At 57.0% G+C, this 18,974-nt stretch carries 15 protein-coding genes; 8 read left to right on the forward strand and 7 right to left on the reverse strand.

Annotated elements, in window-relative coordinates; translation table 11 throughout:
- The first annotated feature begins 3 nt into the window (after positions 1-3).
- Positions 4-1,182 (forward strand): sensor histidine kinase, encoded by a 1,179-nt coding sequence (locus AO065_RS02565; protein WP_032650878.1) that lies wholly within the window; start codon positions 4-6, stop codon positions 1,180-1,182.
- 9 nt (positions 1,183-1,191) lie between these two features.
- On the opposite strand, the gene AO065_RS02570 is transcribed toward AO065_RS02565, so the two are convergent.
- Complete coding sequence (locus tag AO065_RS02570) at positions 1,192-2,433, reverse strand: M20/M25/M40 family metallo-hydrolase (RefSeq protein WP_004881967.1); 1,242 nt, start codon at positions 2,431-2,433, stop codon at positions 1,192-1,194.
- 248 nt (positions 2,434-2,681) lie between these two features.
- On the opposite strand from AO065_RS02570, the gene AO065_RS02575 reads away from it, so the two are divergent.
- Together AO065_RS02575 and AO065_RS02580 are read left to right on the forward strand one after the other, a co-directional pair.
- The gene (locus tag AO065_RS02575) at positions 2,682-4,355 is read left to right on the forward strand and encodes an AMP-binding protein (protein WP_004881965.1); all 1,674 of its coding nucleotides are present in this window, start codon (positions 2,682-2,684) and stop codon (positions 4,353-4,355) included.
- A 168-nt stretch (positions 4,356-4,523) separates the two neighbouring features.
- Positions 4,524-5,396: a glycoside hydrolase family protein gene (locus tag AO065_RS02580; RefSeq protein ID WP_004881963.1), complete on the forward strand. Its 873-nt coding sequence runs from the start codon at positions 4,524-4,526 to the stop codon at positions 5,394-5,396.
- A gap of 14 nt (positions 5,397-5,410) precedes the next feature.
- On the opposite strand, the gene AO065_RS02585 is transcribed toward AO065_RS02580, so the two are convergent.
- Positions 5,411-5,746, reverse strand: a complete 336-nt coding sequence (locus AO065_RS02585) for a hypothetical protein (protein ID WP_004881960.1) — start codon at positions 5,744-5,746, stop codon at positions 5,411-5,413.
- Between the two features lie 611 nt (positions 5,747-6,357).
- Between AO065_RS02585 and AO065_RS02590 the strand changes: the two genes are divergently transcribed.
- On the forward strand, positions 6,358-6,600 hold the full coding sequence (locus tag AO065_RS02590) for a hypothetical protein (protein WP_004881958.1): 243 nt from the start codon (positions 6,358-6,360) through the stop codon (positions 6,598-6,600).
- Positions 6,597-9,344 (forward strand): beta-glucosidase, encoded by a 2,748-nt coding sequence (locus AO065_RS02595; RefSeq protein WP_004881956.1) that lies wholly within the window; start codon positions 6,597-6,599, stop codon positions 9,342-9,344. Before AO065_RS02590 ends, AO065_RS02595 begins: the two co-directional genes overlap by 4 nt.
- Before the next feature lie 15 nt (positions 9,345-9,359).
- On the opposite strand, the gene AO065_RS02600 is transcribed toward AO065_RS02595, so the two are convergent.
- The 5 genes from AO065_RS02600 to AO065_RS02620 form a co-directional block, all read right to left on the reverse strand.
- On the reverse strand, positions 9,360-10,010 hold the full coding sequence (locus AO065_RS02600; RefSeq protein WP_004881954.1) for a TetR/AcrR family transcriptional regulator: 651 nt from the start codon (positions 10,008-10,010) through the stop codon (positions 9,360-9,362).
- Between the two features lie 32 nt (positions 10,011-10,042).
- Positions 10,043-11,404, reverse strand: coding sequence for an MATE family efflux transporter (locus tag AO065_RS02605; protein WP_004881952.1), 1,362 nt, complete (start codon positions 11,402-11,404; stop codon positions 10,043-10,045).
- Positions 11,405-11,605: 201 nt separating this feature from the next.
- Positions 11,606-12,862, reverse strand: coding sequence for an MFS transporter (locus tag AO065_RS02610; protein WP_100225914.1), 1,257 nt, complete (start codon positions 12,860-12,862; stop codon positions 11,606-11,608).
- A gap of 30 nt (positions 12,863-12,892) precedes the next feature.
- Positions 12,893-13,165: a hypothetical protein gene (locus tag AO065_RS02615; RefSeq protein ID WP_004881949.1), complete on the reverse strand. Its 273-nt coding sequence runs from the start codon at positions 13,163-13,165 to the stop codon at positions 12,893-12,895.
- A 47-nt stretch (positions 13,166-13,212) separates the two neighbouring features.
- Positions 13,213-14,085, reverse strand: a complete 873-nt coding sequence (locus AO065_RS02620) for a hypothetical protein (RefSeq protein WP_004881947.1) — start codon at positions 14,083-14,085, stop codon at positions 13,213-13,215.
- 1,315 nt (positions 14,086-15,400) lie between these two features.
- Between AO065_RS02620 and AO065_RS02635 the strand changes: the two genes are divergently transcribed.
- From AO065_RS02635 to AO065_RS02645, 3 genes are all read left to right on the forward strand, one after another.
- Positions 15,401-17,026, forward strand: coding sequence for an NADP-dependent glyceraldehyde-3-phosphate dehydrogenase (locus AO065_RS02635; RefSeq protein WP_004881944.1), 1,626 nt, complete (start codon positions 15,401-15,403; stop codon positions 17,024-17,026).
- A gap of 155 nt (positions 17,027-17,181) precedes the next feature.
- A complete protein-coding gene (locus AO065_RS02640; protein ID WP_004881942.1) occupies positions 17,182-17,694 on the forward strand; it encodes a sigma-70 family RNA polymerase sigma factor in 513 nt (170 codons plus the stop codon).
- Entirely contained in the window at positions 17,687-18,811 is a 1,125-nt protein-coding gene (locus AO065_RS02645; protein ID WP_004881941.1) for a FecR family protein, read from the forward strand. The genes AO065_RS02640 and AO065_RS02645 overlap by 8 nt, the downstream gene beginning before the upstream one ends.
- The last annotated feature ends 163 nt before the right edge of the window (positions 18,812-18,974 follow it).

The following is an 18,974-nucleotide window of genomic DNA, read 5'->3' on the forward strand; positions in this document are numbered from 1 at the left end:
GTCATGCCACCAAGTCAACCGGATTCCAAGGCTAGGCCGTTATGGCACTGGGTCGGGATGCGCATGAGCATGCTCGCAATCGGCGCCATCATCGTGATTGCGTTCTGCATGTGGCTGTACGTAACCGCAACGGACTGGATCACCCTGCACTCCATCCCCGAGAGCGTGCGCATCGAACTTGAGCAGTTGCAGGCCCAGCCGGACCTGAACGTTCCCAGGCTTCGTGAACTGTTCGTGCAGTACTATCCGACCGAATACATGCTGCCTGGCATTGCCAATCAATTGTGGTGGTTGCTGGCTGGGCTGATCGGAGTGGCGACACCCGTCATCATCTTTTTCGGGTTCCTGTTCTCGCGCCCGCTGTCGAGCCAGTTTTCCTCCGTGGCCAAAGGTGCGCGCCAAGTAGCTCAAGGTGATTTCAAGACGCGCCTGCCTGCCATCGATCACGGTCCGGACGAACTGCAATCACTGGTGCGCGACTTCAACACCATGACCACTCAGCTCGAACGCTACGAGCTGGAAGTCAGCGAATCCAGTGCCATGATCGCCCATGAGCTGCGCACGCCACTCAACGCAGCGATGGGCCGTGTGCAGGGCATGATCGATGAGGTTTTCCCAAGCGATCTCGCCCAACTGGAAATGGTCAGCCGACAACTCAATCAGCTCAACAAGCTGGTCAACGACCTGCACCTGCTGTCATTGGCCAGTGCCGGTCAACTGGTCTTGAACAAGACCGCCTTTTCGCTGGGAAAACTTGTCACCGAACGTCTGGACTGGTTTGCCACGCAGCTTCAGCAGGCAGGCGTCAAGGTGGCGTTGGACATCCCGTCCGCGCTGAAGCTGACCGCGGATCGGGACCGAATCGGTCAGGTCGTGAACATTCTGGTCGACAACGTGCTGCGCTACTCGGCACAGGGCGGCGAACTGCACATCACGGCGAGCGCCATCGGCACCCAGGTGGAACTGGCGTTTGCAGACAGAGGGCCGGGTTTTGGCGAGGACAACCTTGAACAGGTGTTCGACCGATTCTGGCGGGCCGAGCGTTCCAGAGCGCGCTACTCGGGTGGCAGCGGGCTGGGTTTATCCATCGCCCGGGCCATCTGCCTTGAACACGATGCAGTCATCAGCGCACAGAACAGACCGGGCGGCGGATCGATGATCCGCCTGATGATCCCGGTCTGAGCCAGAGGATTACTGCGCCCCGGCGACCTTCATGATCATCCGCGACAGCAGATAGATACGCGGCGCCACGCTGGCGACTTCTGCGTATTCCTCAGGCGTATGAATATTGCCGCCGACGATGCCGAAACCGTCCAGCGTTGGCGTCCCTACACTGGCCGACAAACTCGAGTCCGCCGCCCCGCCGCTGCCTTCGATGGTCAACGTGCGCCCCAGCTCGCCATAGATGCCCTGCGCCATGGCCACCAGTGCATCGGACTGCGGCGTCTGCGGCATCGGCGGCAGGCCACGGACCAGGCTGGTCTTGACCTCGGTGTCGGGAATCAGTTTGTTGGCGGACACCTTGGCCATGTCCTGCTCGATGCGATCAAACTCTTCCGGCAACACCGCACGCACATCAGCCTTGGCGCTGGCCTGATCGGGGATCACGTTGGTGCGGTCGCCAGCCTTGAGCACCGTGAAGTTGATGGTGGTCTTTTTCTCCTCGTCACCGAGCTTGCCCAGTTGCAGAATCTGGTGGGCAACCTCGCTGGCCGCATTGCGTCCCAACTCTGGTGCGACACCTGCGTGAGAAGCCTTGCCCTTGACCTCAACCAGCGCTGTGGCAACGCCTTTGCGCCACACCACCAGGCCATCGGCCGGACGACCCGGTTCCAGGTTGAGGGTGACGTCATGCGCCTTGGCGGTCTTTTTGATCAGCTCGGTGCCGACCGTCGAACCGATTTCCTCGCTGGCGTCGAGCAGTACCGTGATCTGCGCGTAATCCTTGAAGTTGAGGTTCTGCAGCACTTTCAGCGCGTAGATCGCCGCCACGATTCCGCCCTTGTCATCCATCACACCGGGACCGTAGGCACGGCCATCCTTGATGTGAAACGGTCGCTCGGCAGCGGTGCCTTCCTTGAATACGGTATCCATGTGCGCCATCAACAGAATCTTCGCCTTGCCAGTGCCTTTGATCGTGGCCAGCACATGATTGCTGGCCTCAAGCGTATTGGGGACCAGCTCGACGGTGGCACCGAGCTTTTTCAGTTCTTCGATGGCGATGTCACTGACCTGACCCAGACCTTGGGTGTAGCCAGAGCCTGAGTCGATGTTCACCAGACGCTCGAGCAGCTTCAAGGCTTCGTCCTGATACTGCTCGGCGTCGGCCTGAATCTTCTGATGAGGCTCGGCCATGGCAAGCGGAGTGAGGGCTGTCAGAACGAAAACCAGACCCAGCCGAGCGGCCAGTGGCGAGCGGGAAAACAGGCGCATGCGCAATCCATCCTTGAGTGTGATTGAAAAGGTTTTCAAGAACCTACCTCAAGCCAGCGCGTCGGAACAGGCATTCATGAAACCGGATCAGGCAATCGTCGGCAGAACCGGGACTGTAAGCTGTCGAAAGATCAGCAAGCGATGCCCGCCGAGAGGAACTGGACAGCGTTTCGCCATGACGTTAACGTAAGCGGCAACCTTCACTCGCAGTCATCACATCTCAACAATAAAAAGATCGAGGATGCGACATGCTGAGCTATTCCGCTGGAATGCAACATCCGCCCTTGCTTGAACACACGATCGGCAGCGCCCTGTCCGAAGCCATAAAACGCTGGCCGGAGCAGGACGCGTTGATCGTGCCGTTCCAGCAGGTGCGCTACAGCTGGCGCGACCTTGGACGTGAGGTCGATACCGTGGCTCGCGCCCTGCTCGCCCTGGGTATCGACAAGGGCCAGCGGATCGGCATCTGGGCACCCAATTGCGCCCAGTGGTGCATCACGCAACTGGCCAGCGCGAAGATTGGCGCAGTGCTGGTCAACATCAATCCGGCCTATCGCACCTCAGAGCTGACCTACGCATTGCAGCGTTCAGGCTGTTCGTGGCTGGTGACTGCAGACTGCTTCAAGGACTCGGATTATCACGCCATGCTCGGCCAGATCGTTCCGCAGTTGCTGACCCGGACGCCTGGAGCCTGGCACAGCGAAGCACTGCCCGAACTGCGCGGCGTGATCAGCCTGGCCGACAGCCCGCCGTCCGGCATGCTGGCGTGGCGCGCGCTTCACTCGCTTGCCGAATCGACGCCCCCGGATGCCCTCGAACTGCGCGCTGCCAGCCTGGAGGTGTGCGACCCGATCAACATCCAGTACACCTCGGGCACCACCGGTTTTCCGAAAGGCGCCACGCTGAGCCATCGCAACATCCTCAACAACGGTTACATGGTCGGCTACAACCTTGGCCTGGGATCCGAGGACCGGCTGGTCATTCCGGTGCCGCTTTATCACTGCTTCGGCATGGTGATGGGCAACCTCGCCTGCCTGACCCATGGCGCGACGATGATCTATCCGGCGCCGTCGTTCGAACCCCTTGCAACACTCGAAGCGGTCGCCAGCGAGCGGGCGACTTTCCTGTATGGCGTGCCGACCATGTTCATCAAGGAGCTGGATCTTCCCGATCGACAGGCATTGGATCTTTCCAGCCTCAAGGGCGGAATCATGGCGGGCAGCATCTGCCCCATCGAAGTGATGCGTCAGGTCATCGACCAGATGCACATGAGCGGTGTGCAGATCGCCTACGGCATGACCGAGACCAGCCCGGTTTCCCTGCAGACGTCCAACGACGACCCTCTGGAATTACGCGTGACCAGCGTTGGCCGCACTCAGCCGCATCTGGAACACAAGGTGATCGACACCGACGCAAACACAGTGGAGCGTGGTCAGGTCGGCGAACTCTGCACCCGAGGTTACAGCGTCATGTTGGGTTACTGGCAGGACGCCGAAGCCACGGCCAGAGACATCGATGCCGAGGGCTGGATGCACACTGGTGATCTGGTGCAGATGGACGCTGACGGCTACGTGACGATCGTGGGCCGCAGCAAGGACATGATCATTCGCGGTGGCGAGAACATCTACCCGCGTGAAATCGAAGAACTGCTTTTACAACACAGCGACATAGCCGAAGCCTATGTCGTCGGCATTCCTTGTGATCGCTACGGCGAAGACCTGGTGGCCTGGGTCAGGCTGCATCCTGGTCACGTGTGCGAAGAACCGTTGCTGCGCGATTTCTTTCGTTCCCGTGTAGCGCACTTCAAGGTGCCAAGGCACTTTTTCTTCGTCGACGAATTCCCGATGACGGTCACCGGCAAGGTGCAGAAATTTCGCCTGCGCGAGATCAGCATCGAGCGACTCATTCAGGTCAGCGAATGACGCGCAAAGACATTCATCTGCGATTGGGGTAACGTCCGGACTCGTCACCCAATCGTTGTGATGGCTGGAGACAGCCATTCGGGAAAGCAACCACAACACTAATAACGCCCATACGCCACGAAAGGGACTGCCAGATCATCAGCCATTGATTCCAGGGATGTGCGAATCATGATCTTGAGAAAAGCCCTTCTAACACGCCATGCACTGATCGCCTTCACACTGCTGCTGAGTGTGCTTTCCGAGTCCGCCTGGACAGCCACCAAGAGCGTAAAGCGCGGCGTCGCGTATGACGTGGCCTCGCCTGCGGACCTGAGTGCTTTATCGACTGGCGTGAGCTGGTGGTACAACTGGAGCCCGAAGCCCCATGATCGTCTGGCCGCCTATGACTACGCAGGCCAGTACAACGTCGATTTCGTGCCGATGGTCTGGAACGCCAATCTCGATGACGGTCAGTTGAAGCTCTATCTGCTGGCGCACCCCGGCATTCGTTATCTGCTGGTCATCAACGAGCCCAATCTGGTGGATCAGGCCAACATGACACCCCAGGCCGCTGCACAGTTGTGGCCGCGTCTGGAACAGATTTCGGCGCAGACCGGTGTCAAGCTGGTCGGCCCTGCGATGAACTGGGGAACCATGACCGGCTACGGCGACCCGGTGGCCTGGCTTGACGCGTTCTACGCAGCCTATGCGTCGGCCCATCAGGGACGGGACCCGCAGATCGATTACCTGGCCTTTCATTGGTATGACTACGGCCTGTCGAGCATGCTCGACAGGCTTTCCAGATACGGCAAACCCTTCTGGGTAACCGAGTTCGCCAACTGGCACACGCTCGATGACGGACTGCAGATCGATTCACTGGAAAAACAGAAGCAACAGATGGCCGAGATGGTCGCGATGCTGGAACGGCGGTCGGACGTGTTCAGGTACGCCTGGTTCACCGGGCGAATGACACCGGATCCGCACTTTTCAAGCCTGCTGGATGCCGAAGGAAGACTGACGGAACTGGGTCAGTACTACCTCTCGTTGCCGTACAGCGAATGAAAGATGGGTTCTGTTCAGCCGCAGCAGCCGCTTCTGGCTGACGGTGCTTCGCGCTCATCCAGAGAGGCGGCGCCTACATCGGTCAGGCCACTGATGATGTGCTGCGTGTACGGAAAGGACGGATCGACTTCCAACAGTCGTTCCGAGATCAGCAACCCTTCCCTTGCCAGCACATCGACCGCCAGCACGCAGTCGACGATGGGGCAGACACGCGCAGAGCGCTTGAGCAGTTCCATGTAGATCTGGCCGAAGGTGAGCTTTCGGGTGCGATCCGGGCTCAGGCGCCTGACGGCACTCAATATAGCCACGTCGATTCGACCAGGCTTGTCGCTCACATTATCTGATGTCATGGGCGGGTACACTTCGACGTGACAAATCAAGTTGCCACGTTTCGTCAAAATATAAAAAGACCGCGAAAGAGCTGGCGATAACGTCGATAAAATCTGATGAAACCAAAACAGACAAACAGCCTTTTTCATCAGAGTCGATATCACTATAAAGACCGATAAACCCGTTCTCTGTAGATCAACTCAAGGCGTGTATTCATCAATAACGACCGCCGTTTAAAGACTGTAAAAAATGCGGCTATTTCAGCAGAGCGGCCATGATAGCAGAGCACTAAACCTAATTACAGTTAGGTTTAGTAAATTAGTGAATAATGCCTCTGGATATATTTTTTTAGCTATTAAACATCAATTTTTACTATTAAAAGAGCTTAAAACGCTAAATTAAAGCGAATACTCTTCTACCTCAAGCGCTATCCTGCTCAAAAAAAGCGCGCCAGCACCAGGCAGGCCATATGCCAGCATTTCATAAATTCCGTTGCCGGAATATTTTATAAACAGCTGAACTTCTTTCGCGCTTTCCGGACTTAACACTCGGCTGACAGGTATGTCGCGCTAAACGCCTATTTGCTTATCCTTGCCACCGTCAATCGAGATTGCCATTGATGACCCGATCCATGTTGCCTGTTTTCGGCGCTGTACTTCTGTGCGCGCAAAGTTTGTCTGCCTTCGCAGCGGACTCAACTTCCACTGCCACCAAGGGAACTTCCGACGCACAAGTCAGAGTTCAGGTCGAGGCCGAACGTGACCGGATTTCCGGTGCCGACAAAGTCACCACACCTGTACAGAAAGGCGCTTCCACCCTGCTCGACGAGCCTGTGGACACCAATGACACGCCTCCACTGGAGCACAGCCGATGAGCCCGTCAGACCTTCATCCGTCCCTGTGTGCCAAGCGAGCATTTGCCTTGTCAGCTTTCAAACAAACGCTGGGCCTGAGCCTGCTGACCTTCAGCGTCATGCAGGCCAATCTGGCGCTGGCGGCCGTCGTCACGCCCGCCACCGGCAACGAAGTCGAGGCGCGCGTCAGCTCGATTCTCGACAACATGAACACGTCGGAAAAGATCAACTTCACCCGCGTCAACGACGGGCACATGATCCCTTCCCTGCTCAAGTGGGGCATCAAGGGCACTGTTGCCTACGACTCGTCCATGGGCGTGCACGTCAACAACGCCACCTTCGGCGCGCAGTACCCATCGCAGTCCGCACTGGCCGCGACCTGGAGCATCAACCGCGCCAAGGAATTCGGACAGGCGATTGCCTACGAGACTCGTATTTCCGGCGGGCAGCAGATGCTTTCGCCCGGTGCGAACCTGTATCGCACGCCATTCAATGGACGGTCGGCCGAGTACGTGAGCGGTGAAGATCCGTTCCTGGGCGCGGTGCTGGCTCCGGCTATCGTCAACGGCATTCAGGTGCAAGGGATTCAGGCGAGCGGCAAGCACTACCTGGCCAACGAGCAGGAAGCCAACCGTCAGGCACTCAATGTGACAGTCGACGAACGCACCCTGCGCGAGCTGTACCTGCCGGGCTTCGAATCGATGGTCAAGAACGCCAATGTCGCGTCGATCATGTGTGGCTTCAACAAGATCAACGGCGACTACGCCTGTGAAAACCATCACCTGATCACCGAAGTGCTCAAGGGTGAATGGGGTTATCAGGGCACGGTCATCAGTGACTTCAACGCCATTCATGATGCGTTCAAAGGCGCATGGGCCGGCACCGATATCGACATGCCGTCCGGCCTGCAATTCACCGAAGCCAACCTGCTGCCGTACCTGTGGAGCGGCCAACTGACCCAGAACGTCATTGATGACAAGGTCAAACGCAACCTGCGCGCCATCGTCAGCTACGACTTCCAGGAAAACCTCAACACGGCCAAGACCCTGGACCATCCCGAATACGGCATGCGTGCAGCACTGAACACGGCGCGTGAATCCATCGTCCTGCTGCGCAACGAAAACACCGCTGCGGGCAAACCGTTGCTACCACTGGCGCGCACCGCGAAAATCGCAGTGATCGGCAACTGGGCACACGACGCACCCGCCTCGCCTTTCGGCACCGCCAACTCGCCACCCAACAGTTACGTGACAGAGCTGAGCGGCCTGCAGCAACTGGCATCCAGCAGTACCAACGTGACTTACCTGTCGGAGTTGAGCCTGAACCCGGCCAGCTCGGCCTGGTATCAGCCTGCAACCGGTAACAACGGCATCAATAATTCGGGCGTCAAAGCCGAATATTTCTCCAACACCAGTTTCTCCGGTGACCCGGCGCTGACCCGCGTCGAGCCAGGTGTGAACCTGAACTGGACCACCGGCACCAACGTCACCGACGCAGGCACCACCGCCGTTTCCGGCTTCAGCCCTGCACCCGGCTCGTTCTCGGCACGCTTCACATCGGTGATCAAGCCGACGGTCTCCGGCCCGCAGGTCTTCAAGGTGCGGGCGGATGGCCCTTACAAGCTCTGGGTCAACGACGAACTGATCGTGGAAAGCGACGGCGTTCCGTACTCGTCCGACGTGGTCAATGCACTGACCACCTCCGGCAAGACCGCCGCTTTGACCGCGGGCAAGTCGTACACCGTCAAGCTTGAATACAAGCGCGTGCAGGGCAACTTCATTCCCGCACTCGGTGGCGTGACTGGCGTACAGATGAGCTGGGCTTCGCTGCGTCCGCCCAAGGACCTGTCGAAATACGATGCGGTGGTCGTCGCCACTGGCACCAACTACGAGAACGAAGGCGAAGGCTCGGACCACGGTTTCGACCTGCCGGACCAACAGGCCGAACTGGTGAGCTACGTGACCAAGGCCAACCCCAACACCATCGTCGTGATGCACGGTGGTGGCGTGGCCAACATGCAGCCGTGGGCCAACAAGGTCGGCGCAACGCTGCAAGCCTGGTTCCCCGGCCAGCAAGGCGGTCAGGCACTTGCGGAGATTCTGTTCGGCAAGGTCAACCCGTCGGGCAAACTGCCGATCACCATCGACAAGAAGATCGAGGACAACCCGAGCTACGCGTCGTATCCGGATCCGGCCGCTTACCGTGGCGACAAGGCCCTGACGGAAATGAACTACAGCGAAGGCCTGTACATGGGTTATCGCGGTTACGACAAGAAGCACGCCAAGCCACTCTACCCGTTCGGTTACGGCCTGTCCTACACCACGTTCGGCTACAGCGACCTCAAGCTGTCGACCAACGTGCTGACGCCAGGCTCCACCATTGACGTGAAGTTCACCCTGACCAACACCGGTGACAAGGCCGGTTTCGAAGTGGCGCAGCTCTACGTGCAGCCGGTAAAACCTGCCGTTGATCGTCCGGAAAAAGAACTCAAGGGCTTCACCAAGGTGTACCTGCAGCCGGGCGAGAGCAAGACCGTCAGCATCCCGATCGACTCGCGTTCGCTGGCCTACTACGTCGACAAGACTGCAAGCTGGGATGTGGACGCAGGCAAGTACAAGATTCTGGTCGGTGCAGACTCGGAAAACCTGACGCTCAACCGGACCCTGATCACCCTGTACCCGGAAAAACTGACGACCCGCGACAGCAACCCGCTGCCGTTGCCACTGCGCAAGGCGGTGCAGGTGTCAGCTTCACTGAAATACTGATGTCAGCATCAAGGCTCATGGACGAGCCTTGATGTCCCTTCCCAATCGCTGCGCGTAAACGTCGAAGACCGCCATCACATCCACTTCTTCAGGGCACCTTAGCCACTGAATCTGCAAGCCGTCCATGACCGAGAAGATCTCCTGGGCCAAGGCTTGTACGTCGACATCCGCACGTATCTCCCCCGCTTCTTTCAAGGCATTCAAGTGGCCGCGCGCATGCTGGTGGGTGAGATGAAAGCGCTCCTTGTGCCAGGCCCAGGCCGGATGCTCAGGCGACAGGCTTTCGGTGTTCATCAGCAAGGCCGCCTGACACTCGGCCGCATCCTCGATGCTGAAACCCATGCTCAACTTGATGAACTTGATAAAACCTTCAAGCGTCGGCTCGGTGACCAGATCCTGAAATCTGGACACCACTCGTTGATCGCGGCGCTCCAGCAGCGCGCTCAGCAAGGCTTCCTTGTTCGGGAAATGGTGCAGCAAACCGACCGTAGTAATACCTGCCAGCGTCGCCACGTCACGCATCGAGGCGCTCGAATAGCCGTTGCGGGCGAAGACGATCGTCGCCGCATCCAGCAAGGCCTTTCTGCGCATGTCACCCTTGGGTGCGCGGCGGCGTTTGGGCTGCACGACCTCTTCGGATTCATTCCCTGAGTCTTCAACTGACATAAAACCTGATAACACCTTGAGCCGATGTGTCTTCAATATTTCCCAGTGCCTGCAGCCTGGGCCCTGCTCGCGAAAAACCGTTTTGCGGTCAGCGATGCGACGAATATGGAGATCGACGCGATCACGGCGTTACCGGCAAACATGCCTGGTACCGCGCCGCTGCCGCCAAACCAGTGAGCCCCGACGTACACGAACGGCACCGTGCCGAGCGTCGCACGCAGCCAGGCGAAAACCGCCACCAGCCATGAACGGTTCATGGTCATGAATACCGCGATGGCGACGAAATCCAGGCCGATGATCACCCAGAGCCCGCCACCCAACCGGCAGTAATTCAAAAAGACCGTGCGAACCTCGCCTTCCAGCTGATAGATATCGGCGATGGTACTGCTGAACACTAGCAGCACCAGCCAGACCGCCAACCCGTAGCCGACCACCAGCCTGCGAGTGAAGACGATGGCCTGGCGAACACGGTCGTCCCGTTGCGCCCCGATATTCTGCCCCAGTATCGGCGCCAGCGCGCCGGGCAGTGCGAAAAAGGCGCAGTAGGAAAATTGCAGCACGCGATCCATCACGCTCATGGCGGCCAGCGCCGAGGTGCCGAACGCCGACAGCGAGGCGACCAGATAGGCCAGCCCGACCGGCGTCGCCAGATTGGCAGCCATGGCCGGCAGCGCCAGCTTGAACGTCCGGCCTGCGTGATTGCGCAGCAGTTTAAGGTTGCGGGAGAACGTCAGGCCGATCCGCTGACGCACCCAGTAAACGCCCAGGCAGGCCGACACACACCCGGACAGCGCGAACGCCAGCCCTGCCCCTTCCAGCCCCAGACCGAGCCCGAAGATAAAGAACGGATCCGCCACCGCAAGCGTCGCGGCGCCTGACAGCACCACACCCAGCGCACGGCGGTTATCGCCCGCCGTCCTGAGCATTTGCGCGGCCATCTGCATCACGGCCTGCAACACAGTCGCGGGCAGCGCCAGCCAGATAAACCCGCGCGCCGCCTCGTAAACCGCCGCCTCGGCACCCAGCCAGTGGGTAATCGGCACCATCAGGAGCAGTTGCAGCACCGCCGCAAAACCGGACACCACAAGGATCATAAGCATCAGGCTGGCGCAGAGCCGCGCCACCGATTTCGTCACCCGGTGACCGATGCGCGCCGACAATACCGCCGTGGCCGCGATGATGAAACCGCTGGCCAGCGACATGTTGATGAACATCATCACCTTGGCAATGCCAACCGCTGCCAGCAGCACCGGGTCGTGCAGCATGGAGACGTAGACCAGCGTGAGGATGTCGACCAGAAAAACGGCGAACAGACTCAAGGCGCTGGTGCTGGCCGTCACCATCACGTGTCGTGATACGGGACCTTCGGTAAATATCGCGCTGGCTGCAGCCATTACGCTCCCCTGAACGGACTGGGGCTGAGCGCTTCAGGCGAAGGCTCAGCGAGGCGGCGATTCTAGTCGGGTTTGGAGGGTAAGTAGCAGGGAAAGTTTGGCGCGGGGAGCAACACTTTTCCCGAGATCTGTTGATCCTGCAGCTATCAGTACAAATCAGCCAAGGCGGTGAGGGTTCGAAAGAACACCCGAAGCCGCCATTCAGCTCGATGAATTTTGAAGCCAGATGATTTTACGATTGGGCAACCAGTTCAAGCTGCTTATCACCAACATAGACAATACGATGGAATATACCCAATAAGCGCCTACATTATCATAAGACCAGCCGACCAAGAGTATCCCACCCAGCCCGGCGAATCGGCTCAAAAAGTCAATTGCGCCGTACCAACTGCCGATGACCTCCTTGGGCACAGACAACTGAATTGCACTGGAAGTCGTCCGAAAATATAATGTCGCACCGAATTGGAAGATAAACATCCCAAGCCCAACGAACACCAGACTGCTTTTGATCATCAGCGCCATAATCACGCCTAAAAGCATTATAAAGTGTGCGCTAAAAATCATTGATGGCAACCGGCTTATTGCTGAAAAGCGTTTTGTCGTCAGTCCTCCCGCGATAGCACCCAAGGTACCCACTGCGTAAAGATAACCGGTCTGCACAGGGGTAAATAAATGGTAATCCCGAAGAAAGGGAATCCAGAGCAATGACAACACTCCGATCACCAGAACACACGCCGCATACGACCCGATAAAGGAACGCCACTGTGTGGATTTCAACAGTGTAATCGCAGCGCGGGAGGCGCCAGTAAAGCTTTCATGAAAACGCTCTTTGAACGTGCTAACGTCCTGTATTTCATCTACAGAATTTTCATGACAGCGCGATTTTAAAGTCACGGCCAATAGTAAACCTAGCACCATAAAAGCGATCGAAACGGTAAGTGACATTGGCAAACCGATCAACAATATGGCCATGGAGCCGATTGCCGGCCCCACCGATCGGGCAACACCATTCATGGTAGCAAGAATCCCGTTGACATGAAGAATTTCGTCTCGAACAAATAAAAACGGAACCAGGGCGAACATGATCAAGCGAGCATACTGATGCATCAGATCCACACAAAATGCAAACACCCAGATCCAACCTACCGACGCGTCATGCACCGATAAAAAATAAATAGCAATAGCAAAAACACACACATTCACGATCTGAGTGCCGATGAAAAGCCTCCATTTATTGAATCTGTCTATAAAACCGGCACCCACTAACGTAACCGCTATTTCGGCCATATAGCCGAATGCGTACGTCGTTGTCACAGAAGACGCCTTGCCTGTTATCGAGTACGCCAAATTGGCGAAAACCAGATCGTAAATAGCCTCGGAGAGCGCAATGAATACGCCCACCGAGACAAATAATAAAACACGTTTTTTTTCTAAATTAAGATGAGCGCGCACGACGATTTCTTCCAATTACATCAGCTTAGTTAGCAATTATGCCGCTATCACATTTACCGTATCCGGAAGAACCGATTTGAGCTCTTCCATGCTTTCAAACGCGCGTTGCGGATTCAAGTTGCGAATCGGCTCGGCGAGTTGTATCTTGCCGAGTAGAGTGCGTAGTGATTCAGGGTTATCCAGATAGGGCATCAATGCATTATTGAATGCCTTCAAGGCCTGAGCATCTGCATCAGAGCTAGCTGACGCAAGCATAGTTGCAAGGTCGTGTTTCCAAGAAACTGCTTTTGCTGCGAGAACTTCTTCCATGTCGTAACTCCTTCATCGATTAAAAAGCAATTGCGTGCGCACCCAAATCAAACTCTGTAAAACTGTTCCTGTTCAAACTGAGCCATTTTGTACACTATTGCACCTGGGCACTTTAGCGTGGGCAGATTTGTGCTCGGATAAGGCTCGTGATCAAACAAGCGAATCATATCCTGACCAAACATCGGAATATCTACTCGAGGCTCGTTGATATCGGCATACACCTCATGCTCGCACCTGATTATTGTATCGAGGCTGCAGCGAAAAACGTAAGCAATACCTTGATCAATCCACACACTGATTCTCGGATCGCAGGGAACTGAAAAGACGAACATCCTGCCGTACGTTGGAGACTGCGGCCTTACGTCAATGCACTCCACCGAGATTGTCGCTGCCTCATTATTCAGAAAGGTGTAAATCTTTCGAGTTCTGGCGTGCCAGTAAAATATTTTCGCACTTTGATCATTGGCTTTTAAAATCAGGACGTCAGCTATACAGGCCTCAGTATTAGGCACCAATGTGTAGGACTGACCGCCTGTCAACGCGTAACGGTTCCGCTTAATCTGTACACCCGGGATATCGACGCTTGAGATTAAACGACTGAGGTACTCGGCGTCATTGGACCAAACTTTTGGCTCAAGCATCACGAACGTTTCAACCCCGGCAATGGTGACAGGGTACCTAGCGAGGTAAGATTTGGGACTTTCGAGCAAAGACTGAGACAGCTTAGAGAGATAAATATGGGCTTCATCGGGAAGCCGCAATCTATTTACACGCACACTGGGAAAGTCATCTAGCCGGCTGTCTCTGGAAATCGAAACCAGGTCATTATCGATATTCCAAGCAGGATTATCGCTGTCAACATACCATATTGGCTCATCCCGAGTTACCACGCCCTCAAGATAATCAAATGTATGGGCCACACCTCTTGGAATAACGAGACGCCTGTTAAAACTGCTCGAGAAACGCAATCTGACTATCTGATGGAAGGTACTACTCTCTTCTCGGCAGTCTACAAAATAGCCCTGTATTTTGTTTCCCGCCCCCCCATAAACGTCAGTCGATCATCCTGTCCGACATGTATTCCGTAGGTGGAGTAGTGAAACCCAGACTCATGCGTGACAAAATCCGATATCATGGGGCCGGCACTGGATATCAATTTGAGCTGGAAAGGCCCGGACGCATTTGTGATAGCGCTGGACTGATTAGCTTCAAATTTTAGTCCACCGATAACAAACTCTGAGCTGTCATCAATATCGCTAATATTTTTAAACATAGATCCCTCTAATCTTCACCGCCTCCCAAGAGAAAAGCGGCCAAACCATCAATGGTTATACACTCCACTGCTACGCCTAACCGAGTTAACAAACTGCACGCTCGAATATGGTCAAGCCTTGGAAAAGTGACTTCAGACTGAATAACAAGAAAACCAAAGTCAACACATTATTTTGGAAGTCTTTACTTTTTTCAAATGCATTAACAGCGTGCACACTCTCACCAAAACAGTGCACAAGCCAAGAAAGCCGTGACACTAATAAAGCCAAGGGAAAAACCAATTTCCACGACTGAAATCCAGCGATTCTATTTTTGACTGGGCATTCATGACGACTTACCTGCCCAATATTGGGGCCAACGCCAAATGAAGATCAGGTGCGCCCGGCACCGCGCACCGTGCACAGCGCGCCTGTCACTGATAACGTTCGTGCTTCGACAGCGCTGAATGCGTCGCCGTCAGACCCGGAATCCATCGATTCAGAGCTGCGGCTATCACAGGAAAGCTAAAAAGAAACGCAGCCAACCGGCCTGCGCATGCCTTTCCAAACCAACGAGTGCGAGTCACTGGGTCGGACCTGCGCCCTGCTTAAGCCAGTCAATTCCTGCCAAGCTGGGTCTCGCTCGCGGTGACCACCAAACAAAACAGGCACAAACAAAAAACCCGCCAGTCAGGCGGGTTTTTTGAATGATTCCAAAGACTTTGTTTCTTTGGAATCTTGTCTGGCTCCACGACCTGGACTCGAACCAGGGACCCAGTGATTAACAGTCACTTGCTCTACCAACTGAGCTANTGAGCGCTATGTTACTGATTCGCAAAACGAAGTCAAGCGAGCGACTGAAATTTTTTCACTGAAAGTCCGATGAAAGAACGCGCGCTCGTCGTCAGACGGGTTCATTAGCGCGTCACAGGTGGCGTAGTGTATTTGCCCTTGACCTGACGCAACCATTTTCGAGGTAAAGCCGATGCCCCTGAATAGCCATCTTGAAACGCTATTCCCCACTGTCGATGACATTCCCGAGCAGTATCGTCCAGGCCCGCACATCGAGCAGCGCGACTATCTGGTCGATGGCAAGCTGCAGACCTGGAACGGCCCATTGGCGCCGGTACGCAGTCCGGTGTGCATCCGAAGCAGCATAGGCCTTGAACCGATGATTCTGGGCAGCACGCCTTTGCTGGATGCGGCAACCGCGATGACGGCACTCGACGCAGCGGTCAGCGCCTGGGACAGAGGCCAGGGCCGCTGGCCGACGATGCGCGTTGCCGAACGTATCCAGCATGTGGAGGCGTTTCTCAAGCGCATGCGTGAGCAGCGTACGGCGGTGGTCAATCTGCTGATGTGGGAGATCGGCAAGAACCTGAAGGACTCGGAGAAGGAGTTCGATCGCACCTGCGATTACATCGTCGATACCATCAATGCGCTCAAGGAACTCGACCGGCGCTCCAGTCGCTTCGAGCTTGAGCAGGACACGCTCGGGCAGATCCGCCGCGTACCGCTGGGTGTCACGCTGTGCATGGGGCCTTACAACTATCCGTTGAACGAGACATTCACCACGCTCATCCCTGCGCTGATCATGGGCAACACCGTGGTGTTCAAGCCCGCCAAGTTCGGCGTACTGCTGATCCGTCCATTGCTTGAGGCGTTTCGTGACAGTTTTCCGGCCGGCGTCATCAACGTGATCTATGGCAGCGGTCGCGACACGGTGAGCGCGCTGATGGCCAGCGGCATGATCGACGTGTTCGCGTTCATCGGCACCAACAAGGCTGCCAGCGACCTGAAAAAACTCCATCCGCGCCCTCACCGCCTCCGCGCGGCGCTGGGTCTGGACGCCAAGAACCCTGGCATCGTCCTGCCCGACGTGGATCTGGACAACGCGGTCAGCGAAGCGGTCACCGGCTCGCTGTCCTTCAACGGCCAGCGCTGCACGGCGCTGAAAATTTTCTTCGTGCATGAAGACGTGGTCGAAAGCTTTCTGGAAAAATTTCAGGAGAAGCTGGCCCAGCTCAAACCCGGCATGCCCTGGGAACCAGGTGTCTCGCTGACGCCGCTGCCCGAGCCTGGCAAGACGGATTATCTGCAAGGGCTGGTGGCCGACGCACTCGGCAAAGGTGCAAAGATCATCAATAACAACGGTGCACTGGTCAGCGAGTCGTTCTTCCACCCTGCTCTGCTGTATCCGGTTACACCTGAAATGCGCGTCTATCACGAAGAACAATTCGGTCCGGTTGTCCCCGTTGTGCCTTACCGCGACCTGAACAGCGTGATCGATTACGTACTGGACTCCGACTTCGGCCAGCAGTTGAGCATTTTCGGCAACGACTCGGCGCAGGTCGGACGGCTAGTGGACGCGTTCGCCAATCAGGTCGGCCGGATCAACCTCAACGCCCAGTGCCAGCGCGGTCCGGACAAATACCCGTTCAACGGACGGAAGAATTCGGCAGAAGGCACCCTGTCGGTTCACGATGCGTTAAGGGTGTTCTCGATCCGCACGCTGGTGGCGACGAAATTTCAGGAGAGCAACAAGCAGCTGGTCAGCGACATCATTCGCAACCGCGAGTCGAGCTTTCTGACCACTGACTATATTTTCTGAAGCCTTGAAACCCGAGGGCGCAGCACATGCCGCGCCCGCGAACCCAGGTTAACGACTACAGATCGCATTTGATAACGATTATCGAAAACGGGTAGCATGCGTTCTTCCGGGCAGGACATATCGCTTCTTCCCCACGAAACGAGCATCAATGCCCTGTGGATTCGTCCGCCAGCAAACTCGACCTCTATCTCGCGCACCGTTCGGCACTGGTGGACTACGCCACACCGATCGTGGGTTGCCGTGCGCGTGCCGAGGATGTCGTTCAGGAAGCCTGGCTGCGATTCAACGGACGTGAGGACCAGACTCTTTCGATCAACAATCCGGTTGGCTACCTGTATCGCATCGTGCGCAATCTGTCGCTGGACCTCACGCGCAGCATGTCCACCGAAAAGCGACAGCCCGACAGCGACGCCCTTCTGGCCGAACTGCCAGCTGTTACGGCATCGCCCGAGCAGGAAGTGGTCGGTCAGGACGAGCTGCAACAGGTGGCTGACGCGCTGGCCCGGTTGCCGGAACGCACGCGCATGGCCTTCGAGATGCATCGCCTGGGCGGCTACACGTTGCAACAGGTGGCCAGTGCGCTGGGTATTTCGGTAGGGTTGACACATCATCTGGTGCATGAAGCCTTGAGTCATTGCGCTGCATGGCTGGACCGTGGCAATGACTGACCCGCGCGACGAAAACATTCAAAAGAATCTGAAAAAAACCGGCAGTCATCCGTCTTTTGCTGAAGGGCGCGATCCTGTGCGACCCTTGCCCCCCTTTTCCGCCGCTGGAGCCTTGCCGGACATGCCGCAAGCCGAACCTCGCCAGGCCCTTCAGAACATTGCTCTGGAATGGTTGATGCGTGCCCGACAGGCACCTGACGATGCGCGGCTGCACGATGAGATGCGCCAGTGGGAAGAGGCCGACCCGCAGAACGCCGAGGCGCTGCGCAGGGCTGAGCGTATCTGGCAGTTGACCGGCCAGCTCACACCTACCACGGCGCACAAATGGCCGCCGATTCCGTCCGTGCATGACGCTGCGACTGCGCAACGCCCGGTCAAAAAGCGCCCCGTGAGACGCCGAACCCTGAGCTGGGCGGTTGGCGGCGCGCTCGCCGCCTGCCTGGTGCTGGCCCTCAACCCAACCTTCACAACCTTGCTGCAGGCCGACTTCGCCACCGCCAGCAATGAGCGCCGTGACGTCCGGCTGCCCGACGGCAGCCTTGCAGCGCTGGACCGCAACAGCGCCATTGCCGTGGACTTTTCAGGCGCACGCCGGGATGTCCGCCTTCTGCGTGGTCAAGCCTTCTTCGACGTCACACCCGATCGCAGCAAACCGTTCAATGTTCAAGTCCAGAGCCTCGACGTCACGGTGACCGGCACCGCGTTCAACGTGGACCTGGAATCGAACACCATTGAAGTGGCCGTTCAGCACGGTTCGGTCAAGGTCAGTGAGCGTGCCAGTCAGCGCCTGCTCAACCCCGGACTGATCGCAGGACAGCGTCTGGATGTCGACCGCTACAGTGGACAGGCCCGACTGCTGGCCCAGCCCGCCAGTCGTGTCGCCACCTGGCGCAATAACCAGTTGATCGCAGACAATGCCCGCCTCGGCGACATGGTGGACGAACTGCAGCGCTACCTGCCCGGCAAGGTCTGGCTCAAGGACCCGCAGCTCGCCGAACTGCGCATCACTGGCGTCTATGACACCCGCAACCCGCAAGCCGCCTTGCTGGCCATGGCGCAACCCCACGGCGCACATGTCGAAAGCTGGACACCGTGGCTGCAAGTGCTGACACGATAAACCTGCACCCGCCCCTGCACCGCCAAAGACAGCCGGACCGATCATCGCCAGACCGGAATGTGGCGCTTTTACCCTCTCAAGAACTGCCGCGTAAGGCCGACACTTCGGCATCACAGCCCCCTCTCACGCGCAGGTATAACAATAATGGCCACGCTCAAGACCG

The sequence above is a fragment of the Pseudomonas viridiflava genome (genome assembly GCF_001642795.1).
Lineage (GTDB): Bacteria > Pseudomonadota > Gammaproteobacteria > Pseudomonadales > Pseudomonadaceae > Aquipseudomonas > Aquipseudomonas viridiflava.

Bases quoted from the DNA above. Each gene is read 5' to 3' on its own strand.
- AO065_RS02565 (WP_032650878.1), top strand. From the start codon at position 4: ATGCCACCAAGTCAACCGGATTCCAAGGCTAGGCCGTTATGGCACTGG.
- AO065_RS02570 (WP_004881967.1), bottom strand. From the start codon at position 2,433: ATGCGCCTGTTTTCCCGCTCGCCACTGGCCGCTCGGCTGGGTCTGGTT.
- AO065_RS02575 (WP_004881965.1), top strand. From the start codon at position 2,682: ATGCTGAGCTATTCCGCTGGAATGCAACATCCGCCCTTGCTTGAACAC.
- AO065_RS02580 (WP_004881963.1), top strand. From the start codon at position 4,524: ATGATCTTGAGAAAAGCCCTTCTAACACGCCATGCACTGATCGCCTTC.
- AO065_RS02585 (WP_004881960.1), bottom strand. From the start codon at position 5,746: ATGACATCAGATAATGTGAGCGACAAGCCTGGTCGAATCGACGTGGCT.
- AO065_RS02590 (WP_004881958.1), top strand. From the start codon at position 6,358: ATGTTGCCTGTTTTCGGCGCTGTACTTCTGTGCGCGCAAAGTTTGTCT.
- AO065_RS02595 (WP_004881956.1), top strand. From the start codon at position 6,597: ATGAGCCCGTCAGACCTTCATCCGTCCCTGTGTGCCAAGCGAGCATTT.
- AO065_RS02600 (WP_004881954.1), bottom strand. From the start codon at position 10,010: ATGTCAGTTGAAGACTCAGGGAATGAATCCGAAGAGGTCGTGCAGCCC.
- AO065_RS02605 (WP_004881952.1), bottom strand. From the start codon at position 11,404: ATGGCTGCAGCCAGCGCGATATTTACCGAAGGTCCCGTATCACGACAC.
- AO065_RS02615 (WP_004881949.1), bottom strand. From the start codon at position 13,165: ATGGAAGAAGTTCTCGCAGCAAAAGCAGTTTCTTGGAAACACGACCTT.
- AO065_RS02635 (WP_004881944.1), top strand. From the start codon at position 15,401: ATGCCCCTGAATAGCCATCTTGAAACGCTATTCCCCACTGTCGATGAC.
- AO065_RS02645 (WP_004881941.1), top strand. From the start codon at position 17,687: ATGACTGACCCGCGCGACGAAAACATTCAAAAGAATCTGAAAAAAACC.